The organism is Mycolicibacterium flavescens, from assembly GCF_001722335.1.
In the GTDB taxonomy this organism is placed as follows: domain Bacteria; phylum Actinomycetota; class Actinomycetes; order Mycobacteriales; family Mycobacteriaceae; genus Mycobacterium; species Mycobacterium flavescens.
Map to the genome: position 1 here is coordinate 35,580 of NZ_MIHA01000031.1, position 13,664 is coordinate 49,243.

Genomic DNA, 13,664 nt, shown 5'->3' on the forward strand with positions numbered 1-13,664 from the left:
GACAGAGGCGCGTCAGGTCACCGGCGCGCCGACGGCCGCGAACGACGCGACGTGGCCGATGGCCATGTTCAGCGCCGACTGCATCAGCCGCGGATCACGACCGGTCTGCGACAGCAGATACCCGCCCTCCACCGCGGCGAGCAATCCCGTTGCCAGCCCGCGGATGTCGGCGTCGTCGCGCAGCACCGCGCTGTCGCGCATCCGCTGCAGCGCCCCGGCCAACAAACCGTGCCATTCGGCGAAGTGCTCCGCGAGCGACTCGCGCGCCCGGTCGTCGGTGTCGGACAGTTCGGCGGCCAGCGAACCGAGTTCACAACCCCACAGCCCGCGCCGCAGCGTGCAGCGCTGCACCATGGCGTCGCGCCACTGGTAGAGCCCCTTGAACGAGTCAACCTTCTCCAGGCGCAGGCGCTGCCAGGACAGCACTTCGTCGGCACGCTGCGTGATGACCTCGTAGACCAGCTCGGCCTTGTCCTGAAAGTGTTGGTAGAACTGCGATTTGCTGGTCGCGCTGGCGGCGAGCACGTCATCGATGGTGGTCGGGGCGACACCCTGGGCGTGCATCAACTCGGCGGCGGCGAGCACGATGCGGTTGCGCGTCGCGGCTCCGCGGGCAGTCAGTCGGGGCCGCAGCGGACGATCGGATTGCGGCGGCACCCGTTCACTGTATCGCTGCCGCCTGCTGCCGGCCCTGGGTCTGGGCCAGCGGGCGGCCCGCCGATTCGGTGAGGGTGAGCACGACGATCAGCGAGATCACCGCGGCCGCGATCAGGTACCAGGCGGGCGCCAGGTTGTCTCCGCTCGCGGCGGTCAACCACGTGACGATGTACGGCGTGGTGCCGCCGAAACCGGCGACGCAGATGTTGTATCCGATCGAGAAGCCGCTGTAGCGCACCCGGGTGGCGAACAGTTCGACCCCCGCCGACACGGCGGTCGAGACGTAGATCGACTCGATGGCCGCCAACCCGCAGTGCGCCGCGACGGCCGCCACCACCGAACCCGAATTCAGCAGCAGGAACAGCGGGTAACCGAACACGATGAACGCCGCCGACCCGGCGATCAGCATGGGCCGGCGGCCCACCCGGTCGGACAGCGCGGCCAGCGGCAGGATCAGCACCAGGGCCACCAGGCTCGCCAGCGTCATCGAGACGAACGCGTCGGTCCTGGAGAACTCGAGCGTCTTGATGAAGTAGGTCGGCAGGAACGTGAACACCACGTAGTAGCCGATGTTGAACACGATGAACAGACCGATGACCTGAAGGATCGGCCGCCACGACGTGACGACCGCCTCGCGCAGCGGCGACTCGGCGACCTGCTCGGACCTGCTGAGCTCCGCGAACTGAGGCGTGTCGTCGAGTCGCATCCGGATGTAGAGCCCGACCAGCCCCAGCGGCCCGGCGATCAGGAACGGGATCCGCCATCCGTAACTGTCCATCGCCGCGGCGGGCAGCAGCGCCTGCAGCACCGTGACGGTGATCGACCCGAGCAGGAAGCCGAGCACCCCGGACCAGGCCATGAACGTGATGGTCAACCCGCGGCGGCGCTCGTCGGCGAACTCGGCGAGATAGACTGCGCCGCCGCCGTACTCGCCGCCGGCCGAGAATCCCTGCAGGCAACGCAGCAACAGCAGCAGCAAGGGGGCGGCGACGCCGATCGTCGCGTACGTCGGCAGCAGACCGATCAGCACCGTCGCGGCCGACATCAGCAGGATCACCACCGCCAGCACCCGCTGCCTGCCGATCCTGTCACCGAGCGGGCCGAAGACGAACCCGCCCAGTGGGCGCATGAAGAACGCCGCGGCGAAGATCGCGAACGTGTTCAGCAGCGCGGCGGTGTCGTTGCCCGCGGGAAAGAACTTCGCCGCGATGAACGTCGCCAGGAATCCGTAGATCGCGAAGTCGAACCACTCGACCGCGTTGCCGATCGACGCACCGGTGACCGCCTTGCGCACATCGCTGGACATGCCGACCTCCCGAAAGTAAGCGCCCCGCTGAGCAATTCGCTTACCTGTCGATAAGCGACCCTAGAAACATATCGGGCGTGCGGTGTCACATTCCATCAGTTGCGCAGTCGATCCGACCACAGTGGCCTGGTCGCCAGCACCACCGCCGCCAGCACCACCGGCGGCGCGACCAGCGGCAGCCACGGCACCTGCACCGGGATCGTGACCGCGGCCGATGCGACGATGCAGAACCCCACCATCGCCACCGCGGTCGGCGCGGTGATCTCACCGGTATGACGCAGAACCAGATAGGCCGCCGCGGTCAGCCCGCACACCGCCACCGGTAGCACCGCTGCCCCGGTGACGACCAGCGCGGCCGCCACCAGCAGCACGGCCACCGTCGCCGCCACCCGAAAAGCGTTGCCCACCAACACCGCGGCCGTCGCGGCGGCGCAGAGCAGGAGCCCGGCCGTGTCGGCGGGCAACGCCGCACCCGCGACCATCACCAGCCCGCACGCGGTCGACAGCAGCCGGTTCACCGGCGCCCCCGGTGGGCGGGCACCAGCTGCATGGACTGGTCGAGGGTGTCGTCCTCGCGCCAGGCCACCACGTCCACCCCGATCGTGCCCATGTCGCGGTACATGAACGATCGCTGCAGCGCCCACATCCGGGCCACCAGCTCGTCGCAGCCACCCGGAAACGGCGCACCCTGCAGCACGTCGACGGCCACCACCGTGTGCCCGCGCTTGCGCAGATCGATCAGCGCCAGCGCGAACTCCGTGTCGAGCAGCGTCGTGAACGCGATCACGATCGCGCCGGGCGGCAGCGCCGCGCGCGGTGCCAGGGTCCCGGAGGTGGTCTCGAAGCTGCCGCTGACACCGAGCAGGACGTCGAGCACGCGGTAGAACTGGCGCCGCCCGATATCGGCGCCGAGCCACCGGGGCCGTCGGTCACCCAAGGTGACGACACCGGCCCGGTCGCCGCTGCGCAGGGCGCTCTGCACCACCTGCACCGCGCCGCGCGCGGTGCGCTCGGTGGCCTCGGTCGCGGGCCCGGGTGGCTGGTGGTAGTTGTCGACGAGCACGACCACGTCGGCGGCCCGGTCGGTCAATCGTTCGGTGACGTGCAGGCTGCCCCGGCGGGCGCTGACCGGCCAGTTGACGGTCCGCAGTTGGTCGCCCGGTACGTAGCGCCGTACGTCGGCGTACTCGACGCCGGGCCCGACGTAGCGGGTCAGGTGGGTGCCGAGGCGGTCCAGCAGGTCGGTCCGCGGGATGACGGTGGACTGCGGCGGAGCCAGCGGGAACACGTAGACGTCGGCCGCGTCGACGGCCCCGCGGCCCTCGATGAGGCCGCCCCGGGCGGGCACCGTGACCTGCGCCCGCACCGGGTAGCGACCCCAGCGGTCGGCCGAGACCACGACGGTCTGTCCACCGTCGGCGCGGCGCTCGCTCTCCTGCACCGTCATTCCCGCGACCACGTCCAGGCTCAGCGCGCCGGCGTCCGCGCTGACCGTCACCCGCGCGGGCTCACCCTCGAAGCAGCGGTGGATGCCGGGTTCGCCCCGCACCCGGACCGCGGGCGGTGGCCGCTGCCAGTACACCGAACACAGCACCCCGGTGAGCGGGGCGGCGAACACCACGAGTTCCCAGCGCAGCGCGATCACCGCCACCGCCAGCGCACCGGCCACGCAGGTCAGCACCGAGCGCGCGAGCGGTGATGCGCGCCAATGTAGTTCGACGTCGGTGACCCGCGGCTCGATCACGACGAGGTTCTCGGCACCGGGAGTCGCCGCAGCAGTTCGTCGACCACGTCGCTGCCCTGTACCCTACGCACCCACATCTCCGGCCGCAGGCTGATACGGTGCGCGATCGCCGGTATGGCAAGGGTTTTCACGTCCTCGGGTACGACGTAGTCGCGGCCCAGCAGCAGTGCGCGGGCGCGCGAGAGCTGCACCAGATCGAGTTCCGCCCGCGGGCTGGCGCCGACCGCCACCTGCGGATGTTGGCGGGTGGCCGCGGCCAGGGCGACGACGTAGCGCAGCACGTCGTCGTGCACGGTGACCTGTTCGACGGATTCGCGCATCGCGACCAGATCGTGCGCGTCGACGACCTGGGCGACTTCGGGCCGCGCCGATCCGCGGTCGATGCGCCTGCGCAGCATGTCGGTTTCCTCGTGCTCGGACAGGTAGCGCAGTTCCAGCCGGATCGTGAACCGGTCCAGCTGCGCCTCGGGCAGCGGATAGGTGCCCTCGTACTCGATCGGGTTGTCGGTGGCCAGCACGATGAACGGCGCCGGCAGCCGGTGGGTCGAACCGTCGATACTGACCTGGCTCTCGGCCATCGCCTCCAACAGCGCCGCCTGGGTTTTCGGTGGGGTGCGGTTGATCTCGTCGGCGAGCAGCAGGTTGGTGAAGATCGGGCCGGGACGGAACTCGAAGCGACCGGACTGCATGTCGTAGACCGTCGACCCGAGCAGGTCGGCGGGCAGCAGGTCCGGCGTGAACTGCACCCGCGTGAAGTCCAGTCCCAGCGCGGCCGCGAACGACCTCGCGATCAGCGTCTTGCCCAGACCCGGCAGGTCCTCGATCAGCACGTGCCCGCCGGCCAGCACGGTGGTCAGGATCAACGCCAACGCGCCGCGCTTGCCGACCACCACCCGCCCGATCTCGTCGAGCACCGCCTCGCAGTTGGCGGTCGTGGCCGCCGCGGGCAGGCCCTTGCTTGCTGTCACACGCGTTCCAATCGCCGCAGGATCTCATCGAGTACCGCACGGCCCGGGCCCGGTTGCTCCACACCGCTTCTCGCCGCATTCTCCGGGTTCACCCACTCCCACAACTGGTCGCCGAACAGCATGCGGCCGGTCGCGTGGTAGGCCTGCCGGTCCTTGGTTCTGCGCTGCCCCGTCGACAGTTCGAACTGCCGTGCCAGCATCGGCCTCAGGTGACGGTCCCAGTCCCGCCGCGTCGACTCCGCGCGACTGATCAGCGTCTCGGTGCGTGCCAGCCAGCGGTTCAGCGACTCGGCCGCGGCATCGGAATACTCTGCGACATCGCCTGTTTCGCCTTCGCGAGTCAGATACCACCGCAGCGCGAGCAGGGTCAGCGCCGTCGCCGCTCCCGCGACGATCAGCACCGCCTGCCGGTCGCGGGCCACCAGCGTCATCAACTCGACGCCGATCACGAGCAGGAAGCCGGCTGCGGCAACCCTTTTCACGATCCCACCTCGGCGGCGCGCCGTGGGAGCTCGGCCAGCACCCGGTTGAGCACCTCGACCGCGGCGTCGCGGTGGGCCTCGGTCATCACATGCGGGGAGAACCGGGCCTCTTCGAACAGGTGCACCAAGTCGGTCGCGCTGTCGGCCCGCAACGCGCCGCTGTCGACCGCGCGCGCCAGCACCTCGGTGGGGGTGTCGTACGCCTGCGGCGCCGCGCCCGGCACCCGGGTGAGTTCGCGCTCCATCGCCGCGTAGCACGCGATGATCGCCTCACGCGGTTCGCGGCTCACGTCACCGATCGCGGCCAACCCGACCTCGGCGGCCCGGGCCAGCGACGGCGCGCGGGGCGGCGATGCGGCGTCGGTCTCGTCGTGGGCCGGCGCGGGCGCGACAGTCCGGCCCTGTTGGCGGGATGCGAGCGCCGAGCCGATGACGATCAGCGCCATCAGCACGAGCATCGGTGGAATCAGATAGTTGACCGGGTCGGGTGTTTCGTCGTCGGGCTTCGGATCGTCGGGCGTCCGGTCCTCGACCCCGGGCCCGGGGGTCTCCGGCGCCGTCGCCTCGGGCGGCGACGGCGGTTGCACCGGGTCGACGATCCGGTTGAGCACCGACACGAACAGCAGCCATCCGATCACCGCGAGCAGCGCGATGACCACGAACCGCCACGACGGCCGCTTCGCCCCGGACGCGCGCGGCAGCGTGCCCGCCGGTGGCCGGGCGGGCTGGGGGCTGCGCAGCCGGACGACGATCGCGAGGCCGATGACTGCGATCGCCGCGCACAGCAGGACCAGCACCGCGGCGAGCGCGAGCAGACTGCTGCGCCGGTCGTCGGCCGGCGGGTCGGGCGCGGGTGGTTCGACGCCCGGCAGGTAGCCCCGCAACGCCACCGCGGCAAGAACCAGGAGCGTGATCACCGCAATCACGCGCCGTGTCGACGTCCGGGGTGCGTCCATGGCCCTGCCGTCATCCTGGCACGCCGGTGGGCCGCGCCACCGCCACTCGGGCCGATAGGTTCGACACCGATAGGTTCGACACCGATAGGTTCGACACCGTGACCACCACTTTGCAGAACCCGCGGGTCGCGGCGACGCTCGACCGGATGTACGCCGAAGCCCGGGCCCAGATGACCGAGCTGCGCGGTACGGATTTCGCGCGGCTGTCCTCGGCGACCGCGCAGGAGCGGGCCGACGCGCTCAGCGAGTTCTACCTGCCTATCGCGCCCGAGGCGGGCCGCCTGCTCTACGCGCTGGTGCGCGCGGCCAGGCCGGCGACCGTCGTCGAGTTCGGGATGTCGCTCGGCATCTCTGCGATCCACCTGGCCGCCGCGGTGCACGACAACGGCACCGGAGCCGTGGTGACCACCGAACTCAGCGCCGCCAAGGTCGCCGCCGCCACCCGGACGTTCGCCGAGACGGGGCTCGACTCGGTGATCACCGTGCTCGAGGGCGACGCTTTGAGCTCGTTGCAATCCCTGGACGGCCCAGTCGATTTCGTGCTTCTCGACGGGTGGAAGGAGCTGTACCTGCCCGTGCTCGAACTGCTGCAGCCGCGGCTGTCGCCGGGCGCCCTCGTCGTCGCCGACAACACCTCCATGGCCGAACTCGCGCCCTACCTGGACTACGTCCGCGATCCCGCCAACGGCTACGTCAGCGTCGCATTCCCGGCGCGTGAGAGCGACAGCATGGAGATCAGCTGCCGCGCGGTCACGTGATCCGGCGCAGCCGCGCCTTGGCCTCCTTGACCGTGGCGGCGGCGTCGCGGCTGGCCTGCTTGCCCTGGTCGTAGGCGTCCTCGGCGGCGCTCAGGCCGCGTTCGGCGTCCTGTAACCGCCGCTGCGCGTCCTGGTGTCGCATCCGCGCGGTGGCCAGGTCCGACTGCAGTTCGGCCAGCGCGTCGTCGGCCTCGGCGCGCGCGTGTTCGGCGGCCGCCAGGTCCGCGCGGGCCTGCTGCCGTTCCCGGCGAGCCGCGGCCTCCCTGTCGTCGCGCGGCTTCTCCGGCTCGGGCTTTTCGGTTTTCTCGGGCTTGCGGCGGGCGGCCGGGCTGACCACGATCGCGGTATCACCGAACTCCCCGAAACCCGACCAGGTTTCGGCCTTCGTCAGCCTTCCGAGCCGGGCCGCGACATCCGGGTCGGCCACGGCCGCCTGCAGGGTCCCGGTGACGTCGTCGCGCAGCGCCCCGGTCGGTTTGAGCCCCTTCAACGCCTCGCGGGCGAGATCGTCGACCAGGCGTCGCTGTTCGGCGGACAGTTCGCGGATGCGGTCACCGTCCATCGCGGCGTGCGCGTCGCGCAGCCGCTGCCCGAGTTCGCTGAGCCGCCGGGCGACGCTGTCGTCGGCGATCGCGAGCCGGTTGACCACCCACGCCGCCGTCGTCGGCTTGCGCGCACCCGAAATGCGTTTGGCGGCATCGGCATCACCGCCCTTGCGGGCCTCACCGGCCAACCGCTTCCGCAGCGCGGTGAACTCCTCGAGCGGGGCGGCGTAGAGGTCGTCGAGCGGATCGTCGGCCATCGTCTCTGCTTACCACCCGCTACGGCGCCTGACCATGCTCGCGCAGCCAGCGGTCGGTCAACTGCCGGTAGGCCTGCTTGCCGATGCTGCCGGGCCGGGCGTCGAAGACGTGGTCGGCGAACGGCACCGACACCAACTGGGTCCGCACACCGGCCGCGCGCGCCTGCTCGACGAACGCGACCGTGTCGGCCGCCGGCACCAGGTGGTCGGCCTGCGGCAGCAGCACCAGCGTGGGTGGCGCCGCGGCGCTGATGTGGGTGGCCGACGCGATGCTGCGGTAGCGCTGCGGGTACTGCTGCGGTGAGCCGCCGGTGTAGGCGGTCACCATCGCCCGGGCCCGCGGCCCTGTCACCGGATAGTCGTTGGCGTACATCGCCTCCGGGTTCACCGCCGGGTACAGCGCCGACACCGCGTCGACCTCGGGGATGCGCCCGCCGCACGACGATTGCAGCCGGTTGTCGGCCCGCAGGTACGCCGCGTTGACGGCCAGGTTGCCGCCCGCCGAGTCGCCCGTGAGCGACAGCCGCTCCGCGTCGCCGCCGTACCGGTGCGCGTTCTGCCCGACCCAAGCCAGTGCGCAGCCGATCTGGCTGTGGGTGACGTCCCACAGGTGCCGCGTCGACGACGACAAGGTGTACCCGACGCTGATCGTCAGCCAGCCGCGGTCGGCGAACCACCGCAGGTCGTCGCTGTGCGCGGTCCGGTCTCCCGCGACCCAGCCGCCGCCGTGCACGAACACCAGCACCGGTGCGGGGGACCCCGATGACGCAGGACGGAAGATGCTCAGCGACAACGACTCTCCGTCGAATGCGGTGTACACCTCTTCGGCGTCGGGCGGTACGGGTTGCACCGACCCCACGGTCAGCAGCGCCGGCAGGTCCACCTGCGCGCCGGCGCGCTGCACGGCCGTCGTCATCGCCCCGAGGATCACCGAGGCCCCGGCGACCGCCGCCACCGCGGTCAGCGCCACCGCCGCCGCGAGCCGGGCCCGCAAACGCCACCACAGCGCGCCGGCCAGCAGGCCGCCCGCGAGCGCCGCGACGATCAGCCAGCCCAGGTACCAGGGCGCGAACGCGGTGGCCAGCCCGAGGTAGGGCACCTGCGGCAGCAGCATCCCGAGCACCGCGACGGCCGGCACCGCGACCAGCGGTACCGCGATCACCTGACCGACCACCGCCGCGATGCGCACACCCCATCATCGCCGTCGCCGCCGCGGCTACGTCCGGAACACCACCCAGCGCATCATCGTGTACATGAACACCGCCTCGCAGGCACCCGCCACCAGCCGCGCGACGCGCACGTCAACACCGTTCACGGCCAACAGGTTCGACAGCGCGAGGATGAACGCCAGGTAGTTCACCACGACGACAGCCACGTAGACGGCCAGCTGCGGCCCCACCGGCGCGTGGCTGCGGAAGTTGGCGACGCGGTTGAGCACATAGCTCAAGACGAACGCGCACGCGTAGGCCACCGTCACCGCGACCGGCAGCGGCGTCCGCAGCCCGTCGTAGAGCACCGTCAGCAGCACCAGATCCACCGCGAAGGTGAAGCTGTTGATCAGGCAGAAGCCCAGGAACGTCGGCGCGACCACGCCGTCGAGCCCGAACGGTAACCGCGCGACCACGCTGACACACAAGGCGTGGAAGCGGGCGACGGCCGAGGCCGCCGGTTCGGCTCGCACCCGACCACGCTGACAGGCCCGGGTGTCGGCCCCGTGGACGGCAGACGAACTTCGGGGGGTGGTTCAGGCCAGCCCGACCGACGCCAGCAGCGTGGTCGTGCGCCACCAGATCAGCACCGCGCACAACGCCAGCACCGCGACCGTCGCGGCGATCTGCACGGCGTTGCGGGACGCCCGGGGTGCGTACGCGTAGGCGGCGGCCACGACGGCCCCGGTGACCAGCCCGCCGATGTGGCCCTGCCAGCTGATGTTCTGGGAGCTGATCAGCGGGATCACGAACGTGAAGGCCAGGTTCAGCGCGATGATCACGACGACCCACCGCACGTCCATGTTCAACCGCCTGCCGACGACGAATGTCGCGCCGAACAACCCGAACACCGCGCCCGAGGCGCCGGCGGTCATCGCCGTCGGCGCCGAGGCCAGGTACACCAGCACCGAGCCGCCGAGCGCGCTGAGCGCGTAGAGCCCGAAGAACCTGAGCCGGCCCAGCGCCGCCTCCAACGGCACACCCACCACGTACAGCGCCCACATGTTGAACAGCAGATGCGCCATGCCGTAGTGCAGGAACGCCGACGTCAGCAGCCGGTAGAGCTCGCCGTCGGCGACCGCGAACGCCTGCAGCACGAACTCACGCTGAAATCCGGGCAGCGCCATCTGCAGCACGAACATCACCACGTTGATTCCGATCAACGTGTAGGTGACCGTCGGTTTGGCCGACGGCACCCCGCCGAACTGGGTGCGCGCCTGCCGCACGGTCTTGGCGCCCTGGTTCACGCACTCGACGCACTGGTGCCCGACCGCGGCGTCACGCATGCACTCCGCGCAGATGAAGCGGTTGCAGCGCGCGCAGCGCACGTAGGTCACCCGGTCGGGATGCCGGTAGCAGGTCGGCGTCACCTGTGGCCCGGGTGTGCCCGGGTGCGGCATGTTCACAGCGTTCCGAACAGTTCGATCCAGTTGCCGTCCGGGTCGGCGACGAACATCCAGCCCATTCCCGGCACGGGCGCGAACTCGGTCAGCGGTTCCACCACCTGGTACGGCGACGCCGCGAACGCCTCGGCCACGCCGCGCAGCCCATTGACCCCGATCGTGAAGTACCGGATGCCGGCCTGCGCCCGACCTCCGCCCGGCGTCGGCGGCTCCGGCGGCGCGGGCGTGTAGGTCACCAGCTTGAGCACGCTGGTGCCCAGCGAGTAGCGCCGCTGCGAGCCGCCGGGGAAATCGATGACCCCCTGGCCGTCGAGTTCGAGGAAATCCTCGTAGAAGGTGACCATCTCGTCGAGGTTCGTCGTCACCAGGCCCACCTCGACACCGGGGCTCAACAGGTCCAGCTTCACAGTGCCCACCTTAGATTCAAGGGTTCGGCGCTTCCGCTCGCCACCACCGCGGATAACAATTTGGTCACCGCGCAGATCACGATCAATTAAGGACCGGCGGGCAATCTTGAGAGAATTCACCGTCTCTGTTCGCGCGCTTATCGAAATCGGCCCCAATTGCGGCGCATCTCACGCCGAATCGGTGTAACGCCAGCGTGGGCATGGTTTTTCGATCCTCCGCGGACCGTTTGCCGGTGATCGCCTTGGGTACTTTTGATTTCGGGGACGGGGGAATCAGCGACCATCGCAATTGAAGGAAGTAAACACATGAAATCTCGTGGTATCGCCATGCGCCGGCAGATCGCCGGTGCCTGCGCCGCAAGCCTGCTCGGCGGTCTGGCCGTGGCAACCATCGCCGCGCCGTCGGCGATGGCAGCTCCGGACTGCAGCGCGGCCGCCGTGTCGGGCACCGTCAGCTCGGTGACCGGTGAGGCCCGCGCCTACCTGGACACCCATCCGGGCGCCAACCAGGCCGTGACCGCCGCGTTCAGCCAGCCGCGGCCGGAAGCCTCGGCCACGCTGCGCGGGTACTTCAACAGCAATCCGCAGGAGTACTACGACCTGCGCGGCATCCTCTCGCCGATCGGCGACGTGCAGCGCACGTGCAACATCCAGGCGCTGCCGCCGGAGCTGGCGTCGGCCTATGACGAGTTCATGGCCGGCTGAGCCTCCGCGTAAGCCGCGGACCTGCGTCCGCACCGGCCCGCCGCCACAGTCCGCTGTGGCGGCGGGTCTCGCATTTCCGCCAACCCGCGGCAAGCGCTTAGACTGGCTTCCTATGAACCTGACGCGACCCGTCGCCGTCGCCGCGGCGGTACTGCTGACCGTCGGCGCCCCGGGCCTCGCGCATGCCCAACCGTCGCCGGCGCCTGAGCCGCCACCAGCGCCGAAGACCTCGATCGACGCCGACGGCACGTACAAGGTCGGCGTCGACATCGTGCCCGGCACCTACGCCTCGGCGGGTCCGATCCCCGACGGCGCCTGCTACTGGAAACGCTCCGGGCCCGACAAGCTGCTCGACAACGCGTTGACCAAGAAGCCGCAGGTGGTGCGGATCGAACCCGGCGACGTGAGTTTCACCACCAACGACTGCCAGCCGTGGTCGCTGACCAACCAGGCGCCGCCGCCGAAGGGTGCACCGGGTGACCTGCTCGGTCAACTCGGCACGTTCATCGGCCAGGGCATCTTCGCCGGACCCCGCTAACCTGGCCGGATGGCCGGTAACCGCGCGCAGACGACGTCGCAGGGCCGCATCCGGGTCCCCGCCGATCTCGACGCGGTGACCGCGGTCGGCGACGAGGACCACTCCGGGATCGACCCGGCGGCCGTCGAGCGGATCTGGAGCGCCGCGCAGCACTGGTACCGCGCCGGTATGCACCCGGCGATCCAGCTGTGCCTGCGCCACAACGGCAAAGTCGTGCTCAACCGCGCGATCGGGCACGGCTGGGGTAATGGCCCCGACGATACCGAAGACACCGAAAAGGTCGCGGTCACAACGGCAACCCCGTTCTGCGCCTACTCGGCGGCCAAGGCGATCACCTCGACCGTCGTGCACATGCTCGTCGAGCGCGGCTGCTTCTCGCTCGACGACAAGGTCTGCGAGTACCTGCCCGGATACACCAGCCACGGTAAGCACCGCACCACGATCCGGCATGTGATGACGCACAGTGCAGGCATCCCGATCCACACCGGCCCGCGGCCCGATCTGCGCCGTATGGACGACAGCGAGTACACCCGCGAGAAGCTCGGCGAGCTCAAGCCGCTGTACCGGCCGGGTCTGGTGCACATCTACCACGGCCTGACGTGGGGGCCGCTGATCCGCGAGATCGTCGGCGCCGCGGCCGGACGCAACATCCGCGACATCCTGGCCTCCGAGATCCTCGAGCCGCTCGGGTTCCGGTGGACCAATTACGGTGTTGCGCCGCAGGATGTTCCGGCGGTCGCACCGAGCTACGCGACCGGCAAGGAGCTGCCGCAGCCGGCCGCGACCGTGTTCCGGCTGGCCGTCGGCGGGTCGTTGTACAAGATCATCCCGTTCTCCAACAGCCCGCAGTACCTGACCAGCGTGCTGCCGTCGTCGAACACCGTGTCCACCGCCTACGAGCTGTCCCGGTTCGCCGAATTGCTGCGCTGCGGAGGCGAACTCGACGGTGTGCGGGTGCTGGCGCCCGAGACGCTGCGCGCGGCGACCGCCGAATGCCGCCGGCTGCGCCCCGACGTCGCGGTCGGGCTGGCGCCGCTGCGCTGGGGCACCGGGTACATGCTCGGCTCGAAGCGGTTCGGCCCGTTCGGCCGCAACGCGCCGGAGGCGTTCGGGCACACCGGGCTGACCAACATCGCGGTGTGGGCCGATCCGCAGCGCCGGTTGGCCGCCGGGCTGATCAGCAGCGGCAAACCCGGGCCACACCGGGAGGCCGACCGCTACACCGCGCTGCTGGACCGGATCGCTGCCGAGATCCCGCGAAACTGAGCTTGTGTCGCAATCAGCCCCGGAACTTCGCCATCAACTTCAGTTTCGGCGCTGACCCAGCGGATCGTTTGGCCGCACACCGCGGTAGATACCGCGGCGCACGATCCACGGCTGCAGCACCCGATCGATCGACCAGCCCGGGAACCGGAACGCCCGCCCGCCGGGGGTGAACACCTCCAGCCCGTCGGGTTGTGCCCCGAGCACCGAACCCCACCGCCGTTGCGCGGGCCGGTACGCGCGCAGCGGCCGGCCCGCGAGCTCGGCGCGGATGTTGCGGGCCAGCAGCCCGTCGGCGCGGTTGCGGGCCGAGGACCGCAGCGGGTCGGTGGCCGCGACGTCGCCGATCGCGAACACCCCGCGCCGGCCGGGCACCCGTAGCTGCGGGGTGACCCGCACGAAACCGTCGTCGTCGAGGAGTTCGGCGGACAGCCAGTCGGTGTTCGGCCGGACCCGCCCGATCGCCC

At 70.5% G+C, this 13,664-nt stretch carries 16 protein-coding genes and 1 pseudogene; 4 read left to right on the plus strand and 13 right to left on the minus strand.

From position 1 onward, the window contains the following. Nucleotides 1–12: 12 nt before the first annotated feature. From BHQ18_RS26970 to BHQ18_RS27000, 7 genes are all read right to left on the minus strand, one after another. Nucleotides 13–657: a TetR/AcrR family transcriptional regulator gene (locus BHQ18_RS26970; RefSeq protein WP_069416720.1), complete on the minus strand. Its 645-nt coding sequence runs from the start codon at nucleotides 655–657 to the stop codon at nucleotides 13–15. Nucleotides 658–661: 4 nt separating this feature from the next. After that, nucleotides 662–1,963 (minus strand): MFS transporter, encoded by a 1,302-nt coding sequence (locus BHQ18_RS26975; RefSeq protein WP_069416721.1) that lies wholly within the window; start codon nucleotides 1,961–1,963, stop codon nucleotides 662–664. Between the two features lie 95 nt (nucleotides 1,964–2,058). Continuing rightward, nucleotides 2,059–2,481 (minus strand): hypothetical protein, encoded by a 423-nt coding sequence (locus tag BHQ18_RS26980; RefSeq protein WP_084294421.1) that lies wholly within the window; start codon nucleotides 2,479–2,481, stop codon nucleotides 2,059–2,061. Further along, nucleotides 2,478–3,707 (minus strand): DUF58 domain-containing protein, encoded by a 1,230-nt coding sequence (locus BHQ18_RS26985; RefSeq protein ID WP_069416722.1) that lies wholly within the window; start codon nucleotides 3,705–3,707, stop codon nucleotides 2,478–2,480. Before BHQ18_RS26985 ends, BHQ18_RS26980 begins: the two co-directional genes overlap by 4 nt. Then, on the minus strand, nucleotides 3,704–4,657 hold the full coding sequence (locus BHQ18_RS26990; protein ID WP_069416738.1) for an AAA family ATPase: 954 nt from the start codon (nucleotides 4,655–4,657) through the stop codon (nucleotides 3,704–3,706). Before BHQ18_RS26990 ends, BHQ18_RS26985 begins: the two co-directional genes overlap by 4 nt. Nucleotides 4,658–4,671: 14 nt before the next feature. Further along, nucleotides 4,672–5,157: a hypothetical protein gene (locus BHQ18_RS26995; protein ID WP_069416723.1), complete on the minus strand. Its 486-nt coding sequence runs from the start codon at nucleotides 5,155–5,157 to the stop codon at nucleotides 4,672–4,674. Further along, complete coding sequence (locus BHQ18_RS27000; protein WP_069416724.1) at nucleotides 5,154–6,113, minus strand: DUF4129 domain-containing protein; 960 nt, start codon at nucleotides 6,111–6,113, stop codon at nucleotides 5,154–5,156. The genes BHQ18_RS26995 and BHQ18_RS27000 overlap by 4 nt, the downstream gene beginning before the upstream one ends. A 98-nt stretch (nucleotides 6,114–6,211) precedes the next feature. On the opposite strand from BHQ18_RS27000, the gene BHQ18_RS27005 reads away from it, so the two are divergent. Continuing rightward, entirely contained in the window at nucleotides 6,212–6,871 is a 660-nt protein-coding gene (locus BHQ18_RS27005; protein WP_069416740.1) for an O-methyltransferase, read from the plus strand. Here the strand turns inward: BHQ18_RS27005 and BHQ18_RS27010 are convergent. The 5 genes from BHQ18_RS27010 to BHQ18_RS27030 form a co-directional block, all read right to left on the minus strand. Beyond that, nucleotides 6,864–7,673, minus strand: coding sequence for a hypothetical protein (locus BHQ18_RS27010; RefSeq protein WP_069416725.1), 810 nt, complete (start codon nucleotides 7,671–7,673; stop codon nucleotides 6,864–6,866). The two genes, BHQ18_RS27005 and BHQ18_RS27010, sit on opposite strands and share 8 nt — an antisense overlap. A gap of 19 nt (nucleotides 7,674–7,692) precedes the next feature. Next, complete coding sequence (locus BHQ18_RS27015; RefSeq protein WP_069416726.1) at nucleotides 7,693–8,862, minus strand: alpha/beta hydrolase; 1,170 nt, start codon at nucleotides 8,860–8,862, stop codon at nucleotides 7,693–7,695. Nucleotides 8,863–8,889: 27 nt separating this feature from the next. Next, a complete protein-coding gene (locus tag BHQ18_RS27020) occupies nucleotides 8,890–9,354 on the minus strand; it encodes a GtrA family protein (protein WP_069416727.1) in 465 nt (154 codons plus the stop codon). A 63-nt stretch (nucleotides 9,355–9,417) separates the two neighbouring features. Then, nucleotides 9,418–10,281, minus strand: a complete 864-nt coding sequence (locus BHQ18_RS27025; RefSeq protein WP_069416741.1) for a rhomboid family intramembrane serine protease — start codon at nucleotides 10,279–10,281, stop codon at nucleotides 9,418–9,420. 2 nt (nucleotides 10,282–10,283) lie between these two features. After that, nucleotides 10,284–10,691 (minus strand): VOC family protein, encoded by a 408-nt coding sequence (locus tag BHQ18_RS27030; RefSeq protein ID WP_069416728.1) that lies wholly within the window; start codon nucleotides 10,689–10,691, stop codon nucleotides 10,284–10,286. 306 nt (nucleotides 10,692–10,997) lie between these two features. Here BHQ18_RS27030 and BHQ18_RS27035 point away from each other — a divergent pair, with 306 nt between their 5' ends. From BHQ18_RS27035 to lipE, 3 genes are all read left to right on the plus strand, one after another. Further along, nucleotides 10,998–11,396: a heme-binding protein gene (locus tag BHQ18_RS27035; protein WP_069416729.1), complete on the plus strand. Its 399-nt coding sequence runs from the start codon at nucleotides 10,998–11,000 to the stop codon at nucleotides 11,394–11,396. 112 nt (nucleotides 11,397–11,508) lie between these two features. Then, the gene (locus BHQ18_RS27040) at nucleotides 11,509–11,934 is read left to right on the plus strand and encodes an Rv1352/Rv1906c domain-containing protein (RefSeq protein ID WP_069416730.1); all 426 of its coding nucleotides are present in this window, start codon (nucleotides 11,509–11,511) and stop codon (nucleotides 11,932–11,934) included. Nucleotides 11,935–11,943: 9 nt separating this feature from the next. Beyond that, entirely contained in the window at nucleotides 11,944–13,200 is a 1,257-nt protein-coding gene (gene lipE, locus BHQ18_RS27045; RefSeq protein ID WP_069416731.1) for a lipase LipE, read from the plus strand. A 39-nt stretch (nucleotides 13,201–13,239) separates the two neighbouring features. Here the strand turns inward: lipE and BHQ18_RS27050 are convergent. Beyond that, nucleotides 13,240–13,664, minus strand: a pseudogene (locus BHQ18_RS27050) (pyridine nucleotide-disulfide oxidoreductase); the annotation flags it as partial.

Excerpts from the sequence above, each read along its gene's own strand:
- BHQ18_RS27000 (WP_069416724.1), bottom strand. The coding sequence starts at position 6,113 with ATGGACGCACCCCGGACGTCGACACGGCGCGTGATTGCGGTGATCACG.
- BHQ18_RS27010 (WP_069416725.1), bottom strand. The coding sequence starts at position 7,673 with ATGGCCGACGATCCGCTCGACGACCTCTACGCCGCCCCGCTCGAGGAG.
- BHQ18_RS27040 (WP_069416730.1), top strand. The coding sequence starts at position 11,509 with ATGAACCTGACGCGACCCGTCGCCGTCGCCGCGGCGGTACTGCTGACC.
- BHQ18_RS26975 (WP_069416721.1), bottom strand. The coding sequence starts at position 1,963 with ATGTCCAGCGATGTGCGCAAGGCGGTCACCGGTGCGTCGATCGGCAAC.
- BHQ18_RS27025 (WP_069416741.1), bottom strand. The coding sequence starts at position 10,281 with ATGCCGCACCCGGGCACACCCGGGCCACAGGTGACGCCGACCTGCTAC.
- BHQ18_RS27035 (WP_069416729.1), top strand. The coding sequence starts at position 10,998 with ATGAAATCTCGTGGTATCGCCATGCGCCGGCAGATCGCCGGTGCCTGC.
- lipE (WP_069416731.1), top strand. The coding sequence starts at position 11,944 with ATGGCCGGTAACCGCGCGCAGACGACGTCGCAGGGCCGCATCCGGGTC.